The sequence below is a fragment of the Dactylosporangium sp. NPDC051541 genome (genome assembly GCF_044454505.1).
Lineage (GTDB): Bacteria > Actinomycetota > Actinomycetes > Mycobacteriales > Micromonosporaceae > Dactylosporangium.
Genome location: NZ_JBITDU010000001.1, coordinates 690378 through 709981, shown reverse-complemented (window position 1 = coordinate 709981; position 19604 = coordinate 690378). Strand labels below are relative to the sequence as shown.

Here is a 19604-nt window from a genome sequence, read left to right as displayed (position 1 = left end):
GTGCGGCAGAGGGTGTTGATCGGTGTCGGGTCCGTCGTCGTGGCCGTCGGGCTGTTCCTGGCCTACCTGCGGATGGCCCGCGCGTTTCCCATCAACGGCGACGGCGCGAGCAACGCCCTGCAGGCCTGGGACATGTTCCACGGCAACCCGCTGCTCAAGGGCTGGGCACTCTCCGACGTCTCGTTCTACCCGACGGAGCTGGTGCAGTACGGGATCGTGCAGTGGTTCACCGGCGTCACCGCGGACCAGGTCCACGTGACCGCCGCGATCACCTACACGATGATCGTGTTCCTGGCCGCGCTGCTGGCCAGGGGGAAGGCGACGGGCCTGGAGGCGTGGCTGCGCATCGGCGTGGCGGTCGCGATCCTGCTGCTGCCCGTGCCCGGGACCGGCTACCAGACCCTGCTGTCCTCCCCCAACCACACCGGCTCGGCGGTGCCGCTGCTGCTGGCCTGGCTCGTCCTGGACCGCGTCCGGCACCGGGTGTGGACGCCGGTGCTCATCGCCGTGCTGCTCGGCTGGGGCGCGATGGGCGATCCGCTGGTGACGTTCGTGGCGGCGGTACCCCTGGCGGTGGTCTGCGCGTATCGGGCCGTTCGCGGCGACCGGGTCTACGAACTCTCGCTGGTCGCGGCGGCCGTGGTCTCGGTGGTGATCTCCCGCGGCTTCCGGCACCTGCTCGACGCGCTCGGGGCGTTCGAGTCGCCGCACCCGCCGATCGAGCTGGCCCCGGTGAGCGACTGGCCGCACCGGGCCTGGATGACCGCCCGCATGGTCGGCGTCATCTTCGGCACCCACCGTCCGGGCTGGCACCCGTTCGCGTTCGAACTGCTGCTCTCGGCGCTGCACCTGCTCGGGTTCGCGGTGGCGCTCGTCGCCTTCTTCGTGTGTCTGGTCCGGGCGGTGCGCGGGACGGCGGACCGGGTCGACTCCGTGATGATCGCCGCGATCACCTGCAACCTCGGCGCCGAGATCGTCTCCACCATCTCGGTCGATCTGATGGCGGCCCGCGAGATCGCCCCGGTCCTGCCGATGGCCGCGGCCCTCGCGGCCCGCCTCGCCGGCCCCTGGCTCGCCTCGCCGGTGCGCGGGGTCCGGATCGGCCGGGGCGTGCTGGCCGGGGTCCTGGCGATCTTCGCGCTCACCGTGGTCGTCTACGCGCCGCCCCGGGCCGAGCCGTCCGAGGCCCAGGAGGCGGCCGACTTCCTGCGGGACCGCGGCCAGACCTACGGCCTCGGTGCCTACTGGGCCTCGAACAACATCACCGTGACCACCGAACGCCGGGTGACGGTCGCGCCCGTGACGGGCGGCGGAGCGGGGCTGATCCCGTTCTGCTGGCAGTCGCAGACGTCGCAGTACGACGCCGCCCGGTTCGACGCCCGGTTCGTCGTGTTCGAGAAGGACCGCCCGTTCTACGGAACGCCGGAGCAGGCCGAGCACATGTGGGGCCCGCCGGTGGAGCGGCACGACGTGGGGAAGTACGCCATTTTGCTGTACAACATCAATCTCTTGCGGGGTTTTCCGCCACATTGCGGTTAGCACCGCGCCTATACGATCGGGTCCGTGCGCAAGTTCGTCGTGTGGGGAGACAGCGCGCTCGCCCGGCGTCTCGTCGGCGAGCTGATGAACACATACTCGGCCCAGGTCACGGTCATCGTCCCGGACCTCACGGCCGGCCAGGCCCCCGAGATCGCCGACATCCGCGCCGACGACGACGACCAGAGCGCCCCCATCATGATCGCGGCGCGCAAGACGACCCGGGCCGTCTTCGACACGGCCGACCTGACCGACGCCGACGCGATCGCGTTCGTGGCGGAGGACGACGTCGCCAACGTCGACGCCGCCCTGATCGCCCGCGAGGTCGACCCGTCGATCCGGGTGGTCCTGCGGATGTTCAACAAGCGCCTCGCCGCCGGCGTCCTCGAACGCCTCGCCAACTGCGCCGTCCTCTCGGCCTCCGAGATCGCGGCCCCGGCGTTCGTCGCCGCCGCGCTCGGCGACAGCAACCCGACCACGATCCGCCTCTCCGACGGCCAGCAGCTGCTGGCCGTAGACCGGGCCCGGGCCAACCCGAGCGACATCCGCTGCGGCCTGGCCAACCTGGCCACCGGCGAGAGCCTCCCGGCCGCCGAGGACACCGCCGACCTGGTGCTGACCAGCGTCTACGGCCGCCGCGCCGAGGTCGAGCCGCAGCCGCCGCACCGCCGCCCCCGGATGCGCCTGTCCCGCCTGCTCATCGGCGGCGGCCTGCGCCGGGTCCTGGGCGCGACCGCGGCCGTGCTGGCCATCGGCACCGTGGCGGTGGCGACCGTGCGGCACGTGGGCGCGTGGAAGGCGCTGTATCTGGCCGTGCTCACGGCGCTGGGCGGCGCCAACCCGCAGGACGACGCGTCGGTCGCGTCGCAGGTCGTCGACGTGGCCCTGGTCATCGTCGGCGTGGCCGTCATCCCCGCCATCACGGCCGCGGTGGTCGGCCTGGTGGTGAAGGCCCGCCTGGCCATCGCCGCCGGCGGCCTGACCGAGCCGGTGTCCGGCCACGTGATCGTCGTGGGCCTGGGCAACGTGGGGACCAGGGTCCTGACCGAGCTGCACGACCTGGGCCTGGACGTGGTGGGCGTGGACCGCGACGAGCGCGCCCGCGGCGTGCAGGTCGGCCGCGACCTGGGCCTGCCGGTCATCATCGGCGACGTCACCAACCCCGACACCCTGACGGGGGCCTCGGTGGCCACGGCCCGCTGCCTGGTCCTGGTGACGACCGAGGACGTGACCAACCTGGAGGTCGCCCTGCTCGGCCGCGACCTGGCCCGCCAGGCCGACCCGGACCGCAAGCTCCGCGTGGTCCTGCGCCTGTTCGAGGAGGACTTCGCCCGGCGCGTCAAGACCGCGTTCGACATCAACCTGTCCCGCAGCGTCTCCTACCTGGCCGCCCCGGCGTTCGCCGCGTCGATGGTCGGCAGCGAGGTCATCGACACCATCCCGGTGGGCCGCCGCGTGCTGCTGGTCGCCGAGGTCCCGGTGGGCGCCGGCTCCCAGCTGGAGGGCACCTACTTCCGCGGCGTGAGCACCCCGGGCCTGGCCCGCCTGGTCGCGGTCCAGACCGGCCGCACCGGCCTGGGCGTGGGCGTGCAGACGTTCTGGGCCCCGGAGCAGAACCGCTGGCGGACCCTGGACCGCACCCACACGATGGTCGTGGTGGCGACCCGGGCCGGCCTGGTCGCCCTGCTGGAGCGGGCGGCCGGCGTGGAGAACCCGCCACCGTTCCACCCGCCGTCGGCCCCGCCGCTGCTGACCCCGCAGCCGCGCACCTGATCCGCGTGGCACGTTTCCGGGATTCGTCGTCGTTCCCGGCCCCCTAACGTTCTTGTCAACACCGACAACGACTTCCTGGGGGATACGACATGAGCGACTACGACACGGGCGACGCGGGTTACGACGGCGGTCACGAGGTCGACTACGGCCAGTACTCGGCGGGTCAGGAGCACGACGCGTTGGACCAGCTGCACCAGGCCCACGGCTCGGAGGCTGACTACAACAACCAGTTCAACGTGTACGAGAACGACCACCACGCGCAGGAGTCGACGGACTTCGCGCAGGGCAACCACGTCGAGGTCGACCAGCCCTACGGCGCGCACTACGAGCAGGACAACTACACGAACTTCAGCCACGACGCGTCGGAGGACGACCACGTCTTCGCCGCCGAGGGCAGCGAGTCCTCGCACCAGGCCGAGTTCTCCGAGCTCGACGCCCTGTCGCAGCGTTTCGACGGCGCGTTCGCCAACGGCACGGAGCTGCACGTGGGCGAGGGCCAGTACGGCGTCGCCGCCAACTGACGACTCCCCGAAAACGGCCGGCCACCCCGATCGCGGGGCGACCGGCCGTTTCGCGTTGCCCGGCCGCCCATACTGGCCGCATGAGTCGCGACGAGCCGGAGGCGCCGCTGCCGGCGGGGCGGATGACGCCCGGCATCACCCGGCGGGGCGGGCAGCTGCTGCGGCCGATGGGCGAGTGGTCCGGGGCCGTGCACGACTATCTGCGGCACCTGGAGGGCGCCGGGTTCGCCGGTGCGCCGCGCCTCCTGGGCATCGAGGGCGACCGCGAGGTGCTCACCTACCTCGACGGGGACGTGCCGGTCGACCCTCAGTGGGAACCCGGCCGGGGGCAGCGGCTGCCCGCCTACGCCCGTTCCGAGGCCGCGCTCGTCGCGGCCGGCGCGCTGCTCGGGCGGCTGCACGCGGCCGCTCGCGACTATCGGCCGGCCGACCCGCGGTTCCGGTTCGATCCGCGCCCGCCCCGCGCGGACGAGATCGTCTCGCACGGTGACCTCGGGCCCTGGAACACCGTCTATCGCGGCGGTGTGCCGGTCGCCTTCATCGACTGGGACGCCGCCGGGCCGGTCCGGCCGCTGGTCGAGCTGGCCGCGGCGGCGTGGGAGTTCGTGCCCCTCGCGCCGCCGGAGCAGCTCCGGGAGGCCGGGTTCGGGCCCGGCACCGCCATCGCGGAACGGCTCCGGCGCTTCGTGGCCGCCTACGGCCGGCCGGACTGGCACGCCGTCCTTCCCGCGCTGCAGCAGAGCCGGCTGCTCGCGGCCGAGCGGATCAAGCACGCGCCGGTGAACGCCGCGGAGGCCGCCGCCGGGCTGGAACACCACGCGCGGGAGCTGCGCTGGCTGCACGGGTTTCTGGCCCACCTCGACGACCGCGGCTGAGCGATGCCGGGGCCGGGGTCAGCGGCTGTAGAACTCGACGATCAACTGTTCGTCGCACAGGACCGGGATCTCCTGGCGCAGCGGCAACCGGATCAGGCGGGTGGCCAGGCCCGGGAGGTTCGTGTCCAGGTAGGGGGCGGTGCGCTCACCCTGGTGGGCACCGGCCGCGGCGACCTGGAACGGGGTCCTCGGGCGGCTGCGCTCGGCGATCTCGATGACGTCGCCGGGGCGGACCCGGTAGGAGGGCCGGTCCACGCGGCGGCCGTTGACGTTGACGTGCTGGTGGCTCACCACCTGGCGGGACTGGTAGATGGTGCGGGCGAAGCCGGCCCGCAGGACCACGGCGTCGAGGCGCAGCTCAAGGTCGACGATGAGCTCTTCACCGGTCTTGCCGGGGCGGCGCACGGCGCGGTCGAAGGCGGCCCGCAGCTGGCTCTCGCGGATGTTGTACTGCGCCTTGAGCCGCTGCTTCTCCAGCAGGCGGACCTTGTAGTCGCTGACCTTCGGGCGGGCGCGGCCGTGCTGGCCCGGCGGGAACGGGCGGCGCTCGAAGTACTTCGCGTCCTTCGGGGTCAGGACGATGCCGAGCGCGCGGGACCGGCGGACCTTGGGGCGTGACTGGTTCACGGGACTCCTTTCGAATAAGGTAAGGCTAACCTTAGGAGGTCGGATGTCCAAGCTCCCCACCCCGGCCGAGCGTCTGCGCTCGCTGCTGGCCGCGGCCGGCTCGCTCACGCTGCACGTCCCCGGGCGCCGGTGCGACCTGGTCGGTGCCCATCGCGTGAAGGGCGGCCGGATCCTGCTCGACGTGCCACCGGATGCGGTACCGATGGAGGAGCCCGACACCGCCGCCGTCCTCGAACTCACCGACGTCGCCCCGACCCCGGTCCGGTCCCGGGTGCGGGCGCGGGCCACGTTCGGCGGCTGGCTCGGCGCGCACCCCGAGGGCGGGCTGGCGCTCGACCTGGCCGAGGCCACGCTCCAGGACCCCGCCTACGGCCGCGAGTGCGAGGTCACCGTCGACCCCGACGACTTCGCGAGCGCCGAGCCCGACCCCCTGGCCCAGGTCGAGGCCGACCTGCTGTGCCACCTGAGCGACTCGCACCCCGACGCCGTCGACCGCCTGGCCCGGCTGGTCCCGCCGCACCACCTGCACGGCGTCAAACGCATCGTGCCGGTCCGCATCGACCGCTACGGCGTGGTCCTACGGCTCGAGTTCCACGGCCGCGCCCGCGACGTGCGCCTGCCGTTCCGCACGCCGCTCGACCGCCCCGAGGAGGCCGGCGAGCGCATGCGGGAGCTCTACGCCCAGGCCCGCTGCTGCCGGGGCGGGCACTGAGGGGTGCTCCGGAGCTAGACGCTGAACCGGGCCACCAGCACCCGCAGGTGATCGGCGGTCGCGGACAGGGAGGACGCCGCGTGCCGGGAGGCCGACGCCGCCTCCGTGACCGCCTGGGCCGTGCTCGCCAGGTGCGTCACGTTGGACGCGATCACCTGCGTCCCGGCCGCGGCCTCGGTGACCGATCGGTTGATCTCCTCGGTGGTCGCCGTCTGCTCCTCGACCGCCGAGGCGATCGTGGCCTGGTAAGCGTTGATCTCGTCGATGATCCGCGAGATCTGGTCGATGGCGGTGATCGTGGCGCCGCTGTGGGTGCTGATCGCCTCGATCCGCCGGGCGATGTCCTCGGTCGCCCGCGCGGTCTCCTGGGCCAGCTCCTTCACCTCGCCGGCGACGACCGCGAACCCCTTGCCGGACTCGCCGGCCCGGGCCGCCTCGATGGTCGCGTTGAGCGCCAGGAGGTTGGTCTGCGCCGCGATGCTGGTGATCGTCTTGAGCACGTCGGCGATCTCGCCGGAGGCGACACCCAGCTGCTGTACCGTGCCCGACGTGTGCGCCGCCGTATCCACGGCCGACGTGGCGACCAGCGCGGCCCGGGAGGCGTTCTGCGCGATCTCGGCGATCGCCGCGGTCATCTCCTCGGAGGCGGTGGCCACGGTGCTCACCCCGGCCGAGACCTCCTCGGCCGCCGAGGCCGTGGACTGGGCCTGCTCGTTGGCCTTGGCGGCGCTGGTGGCCGTCTCACCGGCCGAGCGCGACAGGTCGCCGGCGGTGTCCGTCAGCGAGGTCGCGGTCGCGCCGAGCGCGTCGACCGTCTCACGCATCGCGGCCGTGGCCCGGTTCAGCGCCCGGCTCATGTCGGCCAGCTCGTCGTTGCCGCGCTCGGCGACGGTGCCCGTCAGGTCGCCGGCGGCGACGCGGTCAAGGGCCGTCACCGCGGTCCGCAGCGGGCGCACGATCCCGCGGACGATGACCACCGCCAGCCCGGCCACGATGGCGACCGCCAGGAGCGGGATCAGCACGGCCAGCCAGGCGGCCTGCTGCACCTGCCGCTCACCGGCCGCCGTCGCGGTGGCGATCGTGTCGGTGTTGGTGTCCTCCAGCTCGGTCAGACCCTTGAAGATCCGGTCCTCGAGCGGGCCCAGGACGTCGTTGGACGCCGTGGTGGCCGCGGCGGCCTGACCGGCCTCGACCAGGCTCACGACCTTCTGGCCTTCGCTCTGGTACGTCCCGTCGGCGCCCGTCACCTCGTCGAGCACGGCCACCTCACGGGCCGTCATGTCCAGCTGCCGGTAGGCGGCGAGCCACTTCGTGAACTCGGCGTGGTCGTCGTTCCACTCGCTCACGTACTGCTTGTCCCCGGTGGCCACGTAGCTGCCCAGGTCGTCGGCCTGCCCGGTCTTCGCCACCTCCATCTCCAGCGCGGCCCGCACGGAGGGGTGGTCCTGCTGGGCGACCTCGGTGAACCGGCTGGACAGTCCGCCCATCAGCGCGCCGAGCACGATCGCGGTCGCGGCGATCCCGACCGCGGCCAGCGCGATGAGCGACGCGAGCTTCCGCGCCACGGTGACCTTCATACCGCGCTATTCGGCGATGGTCGCATCCAGGTAAGGAAAAGCCGCCGCCCGATGACCCTTCGGGCGGCGGCCTCTCACCTACCAGTGACGCTCAGCAGGCGCCGTTGTCGGTCCAGACGGCCTGCGCGTTGTTGCCGGGGATGTCGCCCTGGGTCCACCACTTGGCGGTCCACTTGTGCCCGCCGTAGGAGACCGTCGCCCCGCCGTTGTAGGCGGTGCCCGCGTTCCAGGCGGCCGGGCAGGTGGGCGGCTGCGTGGTGCCGCCCGTGCCGCCGCAGGTGCCCTGGTCGACCCAGACGCTCGCGCTGCCGGGCGTCTCGCCCTGCGTCCACCAGGCCGCCTTCCAGGTGTGGCCGTTGTACGACACCAGCGCGCCGCCCGAGTAGGCGGTGCCCGAGTTCCAGGCCGCCGCGGTGCACGTGCCGGTCCCGGGCGTGGTGGGCGGCGGGCCGCCCGTGGTCGGGTTGGTGGTGGGCGGGGTGGCCCCGGCGAACCTGGCCGTGTACTTCGTGAACTCCCACGCCGTCTGCGGCACGCTGCTGCAGGTGCCCGACGTGGTCGACTGGTTGGGGTCGGCGCACTGCCGGTCGCGATTGACCGACCAGTAGGTGTATCGGGCCAGGTGGTGGCCGGTGGCGTAGTCGAGAACGGTCTGGAAGTCGGCCTGCCGGAAGTATTCGCCGGCGTCACTGCGGCCGTTCATCAGCGACACGCCCTCGTGGGCATAGGCGGTGGCGCTGTCCCAGCCGAACGTGTTCATCAGGATGGTGTGGAACGCCTCCGCGGCCGCCGTCTGCGACGACGCGCCGTTGAAGCCGCCGTCGAACGGCATGATCGAGTAGTTGTTGGGGGTGAAGCCGAGGCTCTTGGCGTCCTTCAGCATCTCGGTGCCGAACCAGCCGGTGCCCGACGCGGTGCCGGCCGTGGTCACCGAGACGTAGAGGCCGGGGTTGTTCTGCTGCAGGATCTGCGCGGCGCCGAGCTCGTTGTGGACGGCCGCGGCGTTCTCGTACTCCGGCTCCTCCAGGTCGAAGTCGATCGCCTTGAGCGCGTATTTGGTGACCACCTGCTGATAGGCGGCGGCGGTGGCGGCCGGGCTGCCGCAGGTCTGGCCGAGCTTGGTGCCGCCGTAGCCACCGATGGAGACGCTGACGTCGCCGCCGGCCGCACGGATGCGGGAGATCAGGGCGGCGGCCTCGGTGTCGGCGGACACCGCGCGGGTGCCGTCCCAGGTCGGCGTACATCCGCCGCCGTTGGGCGCGAGGATGAAGGCGAGCTGGAAGGCCTTCTGCCCGGTCGCGTTCATGACGGCCACGGCGTCCGGCGGGCTGTTGTCGAACGGCATCAGGTAGGGCGCGGACGCGTACCAGTTGCTGGTCAGCGCGGCACTGGCGGTTTGGGCGTTGATCACACCGAGGGTCGTCGCACCGAGCGTTGCGGCGGCGGTCAGCGCGAGGGGGATCAAAGTCTTGCGTTTCATGGACTACCCCTCCACGAACACGTACGGACGTGACGCTAACTGTTAACAAAGTTAAGCGTTGTGGGAGGAACGTACAGCGTCATCGATACCTCCGCAAGTGCTGTTAAGGTCCTTATCAGATTGGGATTTTTCAATACCGTGCCGGACTTTCAGTGGCCGCGGTGCTTGGCCTTCGCCTTGGCGCGCCGCTGCGCGTACCGCTCGGCCGCGACGGCTTCGCGCCGCTCCCGGCGGGTCTGCGCGGCCTCGGCCCGGCGATGCCGCCGGTCGGCACTGAGCGCCTCCGTCGCGTCGCGGCCCTCCACCGGCGTCGCCGAATCCGCCCGCCGCAGCAGCGTGACGCCGTCGCGCAGGAGGAACTCGTAGAGCTCGGGATCGGTGGGCTGGGCGCCGAACACGTGCCGGACTGCGCGCACGCAGCCGTCGGCGTCGTGCTGCTCGAGCACGGCGACCCAGAAGGGCTTGTCGAAGAACACGGTCATGGTGGGCATGCGGTTGTCTCCTCGCGCAGGGCAGCAAATGTCCTGCGCTGGACAACCGGTCGCTTGTCGGCGACCGGCCGGAGACGGGCCGCTCCGCCCCTCGGACCAGGGTGAGCGGCGCCCCGACTACCGACGGGGCAGTGTTTTCGCGCGTCCTCAGGCTACTCGAGGCCGCGCCCGGCCGCGGGCGAGGGCATCGACTTGTCGCAGTGCGTCAGGCATCCGATACGCTCCGCGCATGCCGCGCACGTAGGCCGCCGCGTCGTCCCGGCTCAGGCCGGTCGCGGTGACATACAGGGGCTTCGAGGCCGCCCCGCGCAGCACCGGCACCGCGTGCACAGCCGCGCGGAACGCGGTCTTGGCCACGCCGATCACCGGGATGCCGAGGGCCGCGGCGACGTGCGCGCCGAGGCCGGGCCGCCCGTCGGGGTCGAGATCCACATACCCGTCGACGATCAGCAGCTCGACCGGCTCCACCCCGTCGAGCACCGCCCGGATGGCCGGCAGTTCCCGTTTGTAGAAGCTTCCCGGTTGGTACTCCTCGACGGTGCCCAGCCACGCGACGTGCTCGGCCGCCACGGTGAAGCCGGGCAGGTCCCCGACGACGAGCGCGGCCCGACCGCCCCCGGAGCCGGGGTAGTCGACGTCGACGGCACCGGCCCGGATCATCCGGTCAACATGCCATGGATCCGGGGAAAACCACAGCGAGAATGTTACGTTGCGGCGGTGATCGCGCAGTGGCTGACCGACCGCTTCGGCCCGCACGCGGCCATGGTGGCCGAGCTCGCGCCCCGCGCCGTGGCGGCCGCCGTCGAGCGGCAGATCCACGCCCACGAGGCCTCCGGGCTGCGCACCCGGCACGCCTACGGCGGGGCCTGGCCGGCCCAGTACGAGGAGCTCGTCCGGCTCCTGCGCGGGCGCGACGGCGTCGAGGTGTTCCACCCGCACGGCTCCGCGGTGCAGCTGGTCCTGGTCGGCGACTACCTGCTGGTGCCCTACCGCTACGCCGAGGACCTCGCGACGAGCCTCACCGACCCCCGCAACCAGCCGAACAAGACCTGCGTGGAGCTGCTCGGCCGATACGGCGAGCCGGCGCCGGACGCCCAGCCGACCCTGTCCGACAGCCTGTTCCCACGGCCCGACGGCGAGCCCCGCACACCCGACGACGCCGCGCCGGCCGGGGTGGTGTTCGTGGTGTTCGCCGCCAACGAGCAGGCCGGACTCCTGCGGGCCGGCCTGGCCGTCGGCGCACTGCAGGGCGACGGCACCGTGCGCTGGCCGCACATCGAGTGGCTGCCGATGCCACGTCTGGAGCCGGGCGCCACCGGCGCCACCGACGCCTGACCCGCGCCGCCGGCGCACGCCCGCCCTAGGCGACCTTGGCGGTCGCGGTCTTCTCCTCGGCCACGGCCTTGGCCAGCGCGGACAGGTCCAGCCCGAGCACCTTGGCCAGGGCCGCGACGGTGAAGAACGCGGGCGTCGCGATGGCCCCGCGCTCGATCTTGCGCAGTGTGTCGAGCGAGATGCCGGCCTCCCAGGCCACGGCGGCCGCGCTGCGCGAGCCCCGCGCCTGCTGCAGCATCCGTCCCAGCACCAGCCCGCGGTGCCGCTCGTCCTCGGTCAGCGGGTTGCGCACCATGTGGACGATGATAATCCTGGTATTACAATACCGGAATGGTGGTGTTGAAGACCGCGGCCGAACTGGCCACGATGCGCGAGGCCGGCCGCGTGGTCGCGGAGATCCTGCGGGCCACGAGCGAGGCCGCCCGGCCCGGGGTGACCCTGCGGGAGCTGGACGAGCTGGCCCGCGAGCTGCTGGCGGCGAAGGGCGCGAAGTCGTCGTTCCTGCACTACCACCCGTCGTTCGCCCCGGTGCCCTACCCGGCCGTCCTGTGCCTGTCCGTCAACGACGCCATCGTCCACGGCATCCCCGACACCCGCCGCCTCGACGCCGGTGACCTGCTCTCCATCGACTTCGGCGCCCACATCGACGGCTACCACGGCGACTCCGCCGTGACCGTCGGCATCGGCCCGATCGACGCCGACGCCCAGCGCCTCTCCGACGTGTGCCGGCAGGCCCTCGACGCCGGCATAGCCGCCGCCGTCCCCGGCAACCGCCTCGGCGACATCTCCCACGCCGTGCAGTCCGTCTGCCGGGCCGCCCGCTACGGCCAGCCGGCCGGCTACGGCGGCCACGGTGTCGGCACCGCGATGCACGAGGACCCGCACGTCCCGAACGAGGGCCGCCCGGGCCGCGGCCTGCCCCTGCGGGCCGGCATGGTCCTGGCGATCGAACCGATGGTCGTCGAGAGCGGCTCCAGCCGCCACCGCCTGCTCCTGGACGGCTGGACGGTGTCCACCGTGGACGGTTCCCGGGCCGCGCACTGGGAGCACACGATCGCCATCACCGACCACGGCCCCGAGATCCTGACCGCCCTGTAGCAAACGGCCGGCCACCCCGATGTCGGGGTGGCCGGCCGGGCGGCGGAAGCCTTGCGTCAGTTGGCGGCGACGCCGTACTGGCCCTCGCCCACGTGCAGCTCCGTGCCGTTGGCGAACGCGCCGTCGAAACGCTGCGACAGGGCGTCGAGCTCGGAGAACTCGGCCTGGTGCGAGGACTCGCTGCCCTCGGCGGCGAAGACGTGGTCGTCCTCGGACGCGTCGTGGCTGAAGTTCGTGTAGTTGTCCTGCTCGTAGTGCGCACCGTAGGGCTGGTCGACCTCAACGTGGTTGCCCTGCGCGAAGTCCGTCGACTCCTGCGCGTGGTGGTCGTTCTCGTACACGTTGAACTGGTTGTCGTAGTCAGCCTCCGAGCCGTTGGCCTGGTGCAGCTGGTCCAACGCGTCGTGCTCCTGACCCGCCGAGTACTGGCCGTAGTCCACCTCGTGACCGCCGTCGTAACCCGCGTCGCCCGTGTCGTAGTCGCTCATATCGGTTCCCCCCTGGGAAGTCGTTGTCGGTGTTGACAAGAACGTTAGGGGCCCGGACGGCACGACGAATCCCGGAAACGTGCCACCGCTGTGGTAGACAGCGCACATGCGTTACGACGTGATCGTGGCCGGGCTCGGCGGCATGGGCAGCCAGGCCGCCTATCACCTGGCCCGGCGGGGGCGCACGGTGCTGGGGCTGGAGCGGTTCGGGGCGGCCCACGACCAGGGGTCCAGCCACGGCGGGTCGCGGATCACGCGGCAGGCCTACTTCGAGCACCCCGACTACGTCCCGCTGATCCTGCGCTCCTACGAGCTCTGGGACCAGCTGCAGCGGGACTCCGGCCGGGACCTGCTCACCATCACCGGCGGGCTGTTCATGGGGCCGCCGGGCTCGCTCACCGTCGACGGGAGCCGCCGCACCGCGGAGCAGTGGGGCATCCCCCACGAGATGCTCGACGCGCCGGCGATCCGGCGCCGGTTCCCGCGGTTCACGCCGCGGGACGGCGAGGTCGCGCTGTTCGAGGGCACGGCCGGGGTGCTGCGGCCGGAGGCGGCGGTCGAGGCCGGCCTCGCCCTGGCCGGGCGGCACGGCGCCGAGCTGCACTTCCACGAGCCGGTCGAGGCCTGGCAGGAGGACGGCGGCCGGGTGACGGTACGCACGGCGAACGGCACCTACGAGGCGGACCAGCTCGTCATCTGCCCCGGCCCGTGGGCGCCGCGGCTGCTCCCCGGCCTCGACGTGCCGCTCACCGTCGTGCGCCAGGTCCAGTTCTGGTTCCGGCCGGCCGTCGAGCCGCCGGCCGACCAGCCGATCTTCATCTGGGAGGACCCGCCGGGCGTCCAGGTCTACGGGTTCCCGCCGACGGAGGACGGGGTGAAGGTCGCGTTCTTCCGGCAGGGCGAGGTGACCACGCCGGAGACCATGGACCGCAGCGTCCGCGCCGACGAGGTCGAGCGCATCCAGGACCATCTCGCGTCGCGAGTGCCCGGGCTCGCGGGGACGTTCCTGCGCGGGAAGGCGTGCATGTACACCAACACGCCGGACACGCACTTCGTCATCGCCCGCCACCCCGGCCACGAGCGGGTGACGGTGGCCTGCGGGTTCTCCGGGCACGGCTTCAAGTTCACGCCCGTCGTCGGCGAGATCCTGGCCGACCTGGCGATGACCGGGGCGACGGCGCACCCGATCGGCCTGTTCGATCCCGCCCGCCCGCGGGCCTGAGCGGCCACGGCCCGGGACCTCACGACGAGGCCCCGGGCCGCCCGGCCCTCACGACACGACGATGTTGACCGTCACCGTCTTGTTGTTCTGGATCGGGAACGCGGTGGCGTGGGCGAAGTCCGCTCCGCCGACCCAGCCGCTACGCCCGGTGTAGTCCTCCCAGCGCAGCTTCACCGACTGCAGCGGCGCCAGTTGCGGCACCGAGTAGGTCCCTCCGCTGTCGGCCGCGGACCAGCCGCCGTAGCCGACGCAGTCACCGGTGAGCGAGTTGAACGGCACGATGTCGCCGTCCACCGGATGCCCGGCCGCGTCGGTGAACTTGCCGGTGATCGTGCCGCCGCCGGTGTACAGCTTGTAGTCCACGACGGCCGCGGTAGCGCCGACCGTCACGGTCACCTTCGGCGCCCGCAGCCGGCTCGCCTGGTTGCCGAGCCAGCGCCACTGGTGATCGAAGTGCGTGAACTCGACCGGCCACGCGTAGGGGCCGAGGCCGCTCAGGGTGTAGCTGCCGTCCGCACCCGTGGTCGCACCCATGGTCGTCCACTCGCAGCCGTCGCCGGCGCGGTCGATGAACTGCGCGATGACCGAGACGCAGGCGTACTCCAGGGGCGCACCGGTGACCGCGTCGGTGACCTTGCCCCGGATGGAGCCGGCCGCGTCGAAGCGCACCGCCGGCACCACGAGCGGGGCGCCGACGGTCAGGGTGAACTGCTTCGCCGCCTCCCGGTCGCCGGTGCCGCCGTTCGGACCGACCCACTGCGCGCCGAGCGCGGCATCGTCCGGGTCGGCGAAGATCTGGTACGTGCCGGGCTCGAGCGGCCCGACGAGGACCGCGCCGGGCGCGGCGTCCGGGTCGGAGGAGCAGGCCTTCCAGGACGGCGGCGGGTAGATGTCGCCCGATCGGGCCATTCGCACACAGCCCGTGACGGCGGCGCCGCCGGCCTGCTTCACCAGCGGCACGCTGATCGCGGCGCCCGGCCGCAGGGCCACGTCGAGCGTGTTGTCCGGCCCGCCCACGACGGTCAGCGGCACGTTGTAGGCGTTGAAGTGCCGGTGGTCCTGTGCGTAGATGTCGAAGCCCCAGGCCCCGGCGAAGACGTTGTCGTACACCAGCTCGGTGCCCGTGGCGCAGTCCGAGAGGTTGCCGAAGCGGCGGTCGAACGCGCAGAAGCCGGACAGCGGCGCGCCGGTGACCGCGTCGTGGGCGCGGATGCGCACCTTGCCGAGGGGCAGGAGCTGCTCGTCCACTGTGGACACCTGGCCGGCGGTGACCGCCACCCGGGCGGCGCTGTCGCGATCGAAGCGGCCGTGTGCGTACTGCGTGATGTTGTTGGGCAGGGTGAACCCGACGATCCACTTGTCGGTGGCCAGGACGCCGTCCATGCGGTAGCGGCCGTCGCTGTCCGTCGTCGCGGTGTAGCCGTTCACGCAGCAGCTCGGCAGGTTCGCCGCCACCGCGACGCCGGCCGCCGGGCGGCCGTCGGAGTAGGTCAGCCGCCCGGCGATCGAGCCCTTGCCGACCAGCGTCTCGACCGGCAGCGCCACCGTCTGCCCGGCGGCCGGGACCGTGATCGCGGCGGCGTCGCCGAAGGTGAGCTGCCCGCCGTTCCACTGCGAGATCGCCGGCCAGTTGGTGAAGTTCAGCTTGTAGCCGGAGCCGGGCAGCACCTCCAGCGAGAAGGTGCCGTCGGGCTGGATGAAGCCGCTGCCGACCCAGTTCTGCCCCTCGGCCGTGTAGACCGAGATCGACGCTTCGGCGGGCGAGCCGTCGGCGTTGTGCAGCGCCCCGGTGATCCGGCCGGTGGGCAGCGCCTGGTCGTTGACGACGACCGTGGCCCCGGCGGCGACGGTGATGTGGTCGGCGGCCCCCCGGGTGGACTTCCGGTGCGCCCACTGGGTGTACCCGGCGCCGAACGGCCGGAAGCTGACCACATAGTCACCGGCGTCGAGGCCGGAGATCGTGTAGTCGCCGTGCTCGTCCGTGCTCCCGGTGGCGGGGATGCCGAACTGGGCCGGTTCGGCCGAGACGGAGGCGTAGGCCAAGGGGTTGCCGGCGTTGTCGGTGAGGTGGCCGGTGACGGTGCCGGTAGCGGTAGCGGCCGCGAGGGCCGGGGTGGCGGGGACGGCGAGGCCGGTCGCGACGGTGGCCGAGGCTACTGCGAGCAGCAGCGACCGGCGCAGGGCATCTTTACGCAAACTGCGCTCCCAAATGGGGTGGCCGGAGTGGCGCACCGATCATCCATGAATCGATGCCCGCTGTGGGGGCGCGGCGACCTTTCTACAACAAAACCGGACGCAATCGCGCGGGCGGCGTCTCGCGCTTGCTCCATTCGCGCGGGTAGCCCACCGAAACCTCCTCGTGGCGCACCCCGTCGACCTCGATGGTCCGCGGGATGTGCAGGTGCCCGTAGACGACGACCTCGGCGTTGAAGCGGGTGGGCCAGTCGCGGGTCGCGGTCGTGCCGCACCAGAGCGCGAACTCCGGGTACCACAGGATGTCGGTCGGCTCGCGGACCACCGGGAAGTGGTTGACCAGCACGGTCGGCCCCTCGACGGCCTGCAGGCGCTCCTCGGTGAGCGCGAGCCGGGCGGCGCACCACTCGGCCCGGCCCGGGTAGGGGTCGGGGTGCAGCAGCGCCTCGTCGGTGCCGACGATCCCGGCCGCGTGCGCCATCTCCAGGGCCTGCTCGGTGGAGGTCGCGCCCGTTGGCCAGAACGAGTAGTCGTAGAGCAGGAACATCGGCGCGATCGTCAGCCGGTCCGCCCACCGCGCGTATGGGTCCTCGGGCGTCAGCACCCCGAGCCGCCGGCACGCGTCGACCAGCTTCTCGTAGCGCGCCACCCCGCGCGACTGCTCCGGGTCGTGCTGCGGCGTCCAGAGCTCGTGGTTGCCCGGCGCCCAGATGACCTTCGCGAACCGCTCGCTGAGCGTGCCCAGGGCCCACATGGTGTCGGCGAACCGCTCGGCGACGTCACCGGCCACGATGAGCCAGTCGTCGGGGTGGGTCGGCCGCATCTGCTCGACGAGCGCGCGGTTCTCGGCGTATCCGACGTGGAGGTCGCTGATGGCCAGCAGTCGCCCGGTCACCGCCGCAGCCTACCCACCCGACCCAAACCCGCGCTCAGGCCAGCTCGGTGCCGAGGCGGGCGGCGAGGGTGTTCGGCTCGACGCCGTAGGCGCGCAGCATCCGGGAGCCCGGGCCGGCGCCGTCGGCGGTGATCGCGAAGAGCAGGTGGGTGGAGCCGACGTAGCGGTGCCCGAGCTCGCCCGCGAGCTTGGTCGCCTCCTGCGCGGCCAGGTAGAGGTCGATGCCGTAGGGCGGGTCGCCGCGGGTGACCCGCCAGGTCCGCTCCTCGCGCGGGATGTCGGCCGGGGCGGGTGAGAGGTCCATGGCGAAGTCCTTGATGTCGGGCCACGTCAGGCCCAGCTCGGCCAGGATCTCGCCGCCGCGGTTGGTCGCCGCCGCGTCGTCGGCGAGCCGGAGCCGGGACCGCTCCATCAGGTATGGCAGCGCGCAGATGGCCATGACCAGATGGGCCTGGCCGACCAGGGCGCAGCCGCCGCGGACGGCCTGCTGGACGGCCTCGGCGCGCAGGACGGCCGGTGCGGCCAGGCCCGAGATCACCGGGTCGTTGCGCTTGAGGAAGGCGGCCGCCGAGCTCAGCGGCGGTGCGCCGTCGCGCAGGAACTCCTCGTCGGGGCGCAGGTGGAAGCGGCGGATGAACTCGGTCCACTCGCCCGGCGACGCGCACTCCACGAGCAGGGCCCGCAGCAGCAGCCGGAACCCGACGCAGCGGATCGACGGCGACTCGGCGGCGGCGGCGAACGCCCGGCCGAGCCCGACCCGCACCCGCGGGTCCCAGACCGGCAGCGGGTCGGCGGGGGTGAGGCGCAGCTCCCGGCGGGTCCACCACTCGGCCAGCCGCAGCGTGGCCTCGACCTCGTCCTCCTGCTCGGCGGGCACCTCGTCACCGGAGGCGCCCCAGCCCGGCCGCTGCTGCCAGCGGACCTCGTCGGCGCCGAGCAGGCCCAGCATGGCGTCGGCGGCCCGCTCGGCGCTGACGCTGGGCTCGCGGGCCAGCATCGCCCGGCGGATCGCCGTGGACAGCGCGACCTGGACCTCGAGGGACGCGACGGGACGACCGGAGCTCACCGCGCCACCGTAACGCCCCCGGGAGAACCGGCGGCGCTCAGGCGTTGGCCGGAGGTTTGCGGATCCGCTCCTTGAAGAGGATCCACAGCGCCTCGACGCCGTCCTTCCAGGTGATCTTCTTGCCCTCTTCGCGGGTCCGGGCCGCGTAGCTGATCGGAACCTCGAACGGCCGGTGCTTGCGGCGCAGCAGCTTCCCGGTCACCTCGGCCTCCATGCCGAAGCCCTTCGACTTGACGTCGAGGGAGCGGTACAGCGCCAGCGGCATCAGTTTGAAGCAGGTCTCGAGGTCGCCGAGGTAGCAGTTGTACATCATGTTGGCGGCGGTGGTGACGGCCTTGTTGCCCATCACGTACCAGAACGAGAAGGAGCTGTGCGAGCCGAAGGTCCGGTTGCCGTAGACGACCTCGGCCCGCCCGTCGAGCACCGGGTCGAGCAGCCGCGGGATGTCGTTGGGGTCATACTCGAGGTCGGCGTCGAGGATGACCATGTAGTCGCCGGTCGCCTCGGCCACGGCGGTCTTGATCGCGGCGCCCTTGCCCTGGTTGCGGGGGTGCGTGATCGGGCGCAGCCGCGGGTCGTCGGCCGCGGCCAGGATCTGGCCGGTGCCGTCCTGGCTGCCGTCGTCGACGACCACGAGCTCGATCTCGCACGGGTAGTCAACGGCGAGGGCCTGCTTCAATGCGTCGGGCAGCCGGGCCTCTTCGTTGTACACCGGCATCAGGATCGAGAGCTTCACGGGGGCTCCAGCGCTTGGGTGTGAGACCGGCTCACACTACGCTGTCCCGGCGACGCGGTCATCGGGCCCATATGGGTGCGGGCCGGGTTGCGGCCCGCACCCATGTTCATCAGGGAACTATCTCGGTCGTCTCGCATCCGGAGAACGTGTCCGCATTGACCGGCTGCGATGCCAGCACCGAGACGCAGTGGTCGTTGCCGAGCCCGCCGTCGAGGCTGCCGCCCCCGCGCGCGGTGAGCTGGTCGTCCCCGCCGAGCCCCTGCACCTGGTCGTGCCCGCCCCGCCCGTCGATGGTGTTGGGCCCGGCGTTGCCGATGAGCACGTCGTTCTGGATGGTGCCGATCAGGTTCTCGACATCGGCGGCGATGGTGTCGCGGGCCCCGGCCGGCCCGTCGTCGGCGCTGCCGTCGTCGCCGGTGGCCCCGTCCAGGTCGGCCCGGACCGCGAGCCGGCTGCCCTGGTCGGAGTAGCTGGCGGTGTCACTGCCGGCCCCGCCCTGCAACACGTCGGCCCCGAAGCCGCCGGCCAGCGTGTCGTTGCCGGAGCCGCCGACGAGCCGGTCGTTGCCGTCGTTGCCGGCCAGGTCGCCCGCGAACGCGGTGCCGTTGGTGATCGTGTCGTCGCCGTCGAGCCCGCGGATGCGCAAGCTGATCCACGGACTCGACACGCACCGCGCCTCGTGCGGGGTGACAAGCGTGCAGCCGGTGCCGGCGATCAGGTTGGCCACCGGGTCGGTGAGGGTCAGGCCGGTGCTGTCGCCGGTGACGGTGATCTGGTCGTTCACCCCGACCGGCGCGTCGTAACGCAGGATGCCGTTCGACCGCACGACGCCCGGCTGGCAGTCGCCGTAGCAGCCGGTGACGGCGAGGGCCGGCGTGGCCACCAGCGTGGCCGCGACCACGCCGAGTCCGGCCGCGCCCGCCAGGAGCGTTTGCCTCATTGCGGTACCTCCCCCTTGGTATCGGCGCCCGGCCGGGCA

Annotated in this window: 20 protein-coding genes; 8 read left to right on the top strand and 12 right to left on the bottom strand. The window is 72.5% G+C overall.

Annotation, left to right across the window (positions count from 1 at the left end):
- The 4 genes from ACIA8L_RS03350 to ACIA8L_RS03335 all read left to right on the top strand — a co-directional run bounded on the left by ACIA8L_RS03350 (position 1) and on the right by ACIA8L_RS03335 (position 4705).
- Positions 1-1539 carry a hypothetical protein gene (locus ACIA8L_RS03350; protein ID WP_395899913.1) on the top strand — a complete coding sequence of 513 codons (1539 nt, stop codon included), beginning with the start codon at positions 1-3 and terminating at the stop codon, positions 1537-1539.
- Between the two features lie 24 nt (positions 1540-1563).
- Positions 1564-3309, top strand: a complete 1746-nt coding sequence (locus ACIA8L_RS03345; protein WP_395899911.1) for a potassium channel family protein — start codon at positions 1564-1566, stop codon at positions 3307-3309.
- 89 nt (positions 3310-3398) lie between these two features.
- Positions 3399-3830, top strand: coding sequence for a hypothetical protein (locus ACIA8L_RS03340; protein ID WP_395899910.1), 432 nt, complete (start codon positions 3399-3401; stop codon positions 3828-3830).
- 80 nt (positions 3831-3910) lie between these two features.
- Complete coding sequence (locus ACIA8L_RS03335; RefSeq protein ID WP_395899908.1) at positions 3911-4705, top strand: phosphotransferase; 795 nt, start codon at positions 3911-3913, stop codon at positions 4703-4705.
- Between the two features lie 18 nt (positions 4706-4723).
- Here the strand turns inward: ACIA8L_RS03335 and rpsD are convergent, their stop codons facing one another.
- Complete coding sequence (rpsD, locus tag ACIA8L_RS03330; RefSeq protein WP_395899906.1) at positions 4724-5332, bottom strand: 30S ribosomal protein S4; 609 nt, start codon at positions 5330-5332, stop codon at positions 4724-4726.
- Positions 5333-5375: 43 nt separating this feature from the next.
- On the opposite strand from rpsD, the gene ACIA8L_RS03325 reads away from it, so the two are divergent.
- Positions 5376-6044 (top strand): DUF2470 domain-containing protein, encoded by a 669-nt coding sequence (locus ACIA8L_RS03325; protein WP_395899904.1) that lies wholly within the window; start codon positions 5376-5378, stop codon positions 6042-6044.
- A gap of 14 nt (positions 6045-6058) precedes the next feature.
- Here ACIA8L_RS03325 and ACIA8L_RS03320 read toward each other — a convergent pair whose 3' ends face one another.
- The 4 genes from ACIA8L_RS03320 to ACIA8L_RS03305 form a co-directional block, all read right to left on the bottom strand.
- Entirely contained in the window at positions 6059-7609 is a 1551-nt protein-coding gene (locus tag ACIA8L_RS03320; protein ID WP_395899902.1) for a methyl-accepting chemotaxis protein, read from the bottom strand.
- 103 nt (positions 7610-7712) lie between these two features.
- The gene (locus ACIA8L_RS03315) at positions 7713-9101 is read right to left on the bottom strand and encodes a chitinase (RefSeq protein WP_395899900.1); all 1389 of its coding nucleotides are present in this window, start codon (positions 9099-9101) and stop codon (positions 7713-7715) included.
- A 149-nt stretch (positions 9102-9250) separates the two neighbouring features.
- Positions 9251-9592, bottom strand: coding sequence for a YjdF family protein (locus ACIA8L_RS03310; protein WP_395899898.1), 342 nt, complete (start codon positions 9590-9592; stop codon positions 9251-9253).
- A gap of 147 nt (positions 9593-9739) precedes the next feature.
- Positions 9740-10252, bottom strand: a complete 513-nt coding sequence (locus ACIA8L_RS03305; protein WP_395899896.1) for an endonuclease V — start codon at positions 10250-10252, stop codon at positions 9740-9742.
- A 57-nt stretch (positions 10253-10309) separates the two neighbouring features.
- On the opposite strand from ACIA8L_RS03305, the gene ACIA8L_RS03300 reads away from it, so the two are divergent.
- On the top strand, positions 10310-10927 hold the full coding sequence (locus ACIA8L_RS03300; RefSeq protein WP_395899894.1) for a hypothetical protein: 618 nt from the start codon (positions 10310-10312) through the stop codon (positions 10925-10927).
- Between the two features lie 25 nt (positions 10928-10952).
- Here ACIA8L_RS03300 and ACIA8L_RS03295 read toward each other — a convergent pair whose 3' ends face one another.
- Entirely contained in the window at positions 10953-11222 is a 270-nt protein-coding gene (locus ACIA8L_RS03295) for a helix-turn-helix domain-containing protein (RefSeq protein WP_395899892.1), read from the bottom strand.
- Between the two features lie 35 nt (positions 11223-11257).
- Between ACIA8L_RS03295 and map the strand changes: the two genes are divergently transcribed.
- Complete coding sequence (map, locus tag ACIA8L_RS03290) at positions 11258-12025, top strand: type I methionyl aminopeptidase (protein ID WP_395899890.1); 768 nt, start codon at positions 11258-11260, stop codon at positions 12023-12025.
- Between the two features lie 56 nt (positions 12026-12081).
- Here map and ACIA8L_RS03285 read toward each other — a convergent pair whose 3' ends face one another.
- Complete coding sequence (locus tag ACIA8L_RS03285) at positions 12082-12513, bottom strand: hypothetical protein (protein WP_395899888.1); 432 nt, start codon at positions 12511-12513, stop codon at positions 12082-12084.
- A 106-nt stretch (positions 12514-12619) separates the two neighbouring features.
- On the opposite strand from ACIA8L_RS03285, the gene solA reads away from it, so the two are divergent.
- A complete protein-coding gene (gene solA, locus ACIA8L_RS03280; protein ID WP_395899886.1) occupies positions 12620-13735 on the top strand; it encodes an N-methyl-L-tryptophan oxidase in 1116 nt (371 codons plus the stop codon).
- A 48-nt stretch (positions 13736-13783) separates the two neighbouring features.
- Here the strand turns inward: solA and ACIA8L_RS03275 are convergent, their stop codons facing one another.
- The 5 genes from ACIA8L_RS03275 to ACIA8L_RS03255 all read right to left on the bottom strand — a co-directional run bounded on the left by ACIA8L_RS03275 (position 13784) and on the right by ACIA8L_RS03255 (position 19565).
- Entirely contained in the window at positions 13784-15931 is a 2148-nt protein-coding gene (locus ACIA8L_RS03275; protein ID WP_395899884.1) for a carboxypeptidase-like regulatory domain-containing protein, read from the bottom strand.
- A gap of 82 nt (positions 15932-16013) precedes the next feature.
- A complete protein-coding gene (locus ACIA8L_RS03270) occupies positions 16014-16823 on the bottom strand; it encodes a metallophosphoesterase family protein (RefSeq protein WP_395899882.1) in 810 nt (269 codons plus the stop codon).
- A 34-nt stretch (positions 16824-16857) separates the two neighbouring features.
- Positions 16858-17889 (bottom strand): Clp protease N-terminal domain-containing protein, encoded by a 1032-nt coding sequence (locus ACIA8L_RS03265; protein ID WP_395899880.1) that lies wholly within the window; start codon positions 17887-17889, stop codon positions 16858-16860.
- Between the two features lie 37 nt (positions 17890-17926).
- The gene (locus ACIA8L_RS03260; protein WP_395899878.1) at positions 17927-18625 is read right to left on the bottom strand and encodes a glycosyltransferase family 2 protein; all 699 of its coding nucleotides are present in this window, start codon (positions 18623-18625) and stop codon (positions 17927-17929) included.
- 109 nt (positions 18626-18734) lie between these two features.
- Positions 18735-19565, bottom strand: a complete 831-nt coding sequence (locus ACIA8L_RS03255; RefSeq protein ID WP_395899877.1) for a hypothetical protein — start codon at positions 19563-19565, stop codon at positions 18735-18737.
- Positions 19566-19604: the final 39 nt, after the last annotated feature.

Coding starts and splice junctions, on each gene's coding strand:
- ACIA8L_RS03315 (WP_395899900.1), bottom strand. CDS start 9,101: ATGAAACGCAAGACTTTGATCCCCCTCGCGCTGACCGCCGCCGCAACG.
- ACIA8L_RS03255 (WP_395899877.1), bottom strand. CDS start 19,565: ATGAGGCAAACGCTCCTGGCGGGCGCGGCCGGACTCGGCGTGGTCGCG.
- ACIA8L_RS03305 (WP_395899896.1), bottom strand. CDS start 10,252: ATGATCCGGGCCGGTGCCGTCGACGTCGACTACCCCGGCTCCGGGGGC.
- ACIA8L_RS03295 (WP_395899892.1), bottom strand. CDS start 11,222: ATGGTGCGCAACCCGCTGACCGAGGACGAGCGGCACCGCGGGCTGGTG.
- ACIA8L_RS03285 (WP_395899888.1), bottom strand. CDS start 12,513: ATGAGCGACTACGACACGGGCGACGCGGGTTACGACGGCGGTCACGAG.
- solA (WP_395899886.1), top strand. CDS start 12,620: ATGCGTTACGACGTGATCGTGGCCGGGCTCGGCGGCATGGGCAGCCAG.
- ACIA8L_RS03325 (WP_395899904.1), top strand. CDS start 5,376: ATGTCCAAGCTCCCCACCCCGGCCGAGCGTCTGCGCTCGCTGCTGGCC.
- ACIA8L_RS03335 (WP_395899908.1), top strand. CDS start 3,911: ATGAGTCGCGACGAGCCGGAGGCGCCGCTGCCGGCGGGGCGGATGACG.
- ACIA8L_RS03340 (WP_395899910.1), top strand. CDS start 3,399: ATGAGCGACTACGACACGGGCGACGCGGGTTACGACGGCGGTCACGAG.
- map (WP_395899890.1), top strand. CDS start 11,258: ATGGTGGTGTTGAAGACCGCGGCCGAACTGGCCACGATGCGCGAGGCC.
- ACIA8L_RS03310 (WP_395899898.1), bottom strand. CDS start 9,592: ATGCCCACCATGACCGTGTTCTTCGACAAGCCCTTCTGGGTCGCCGTG.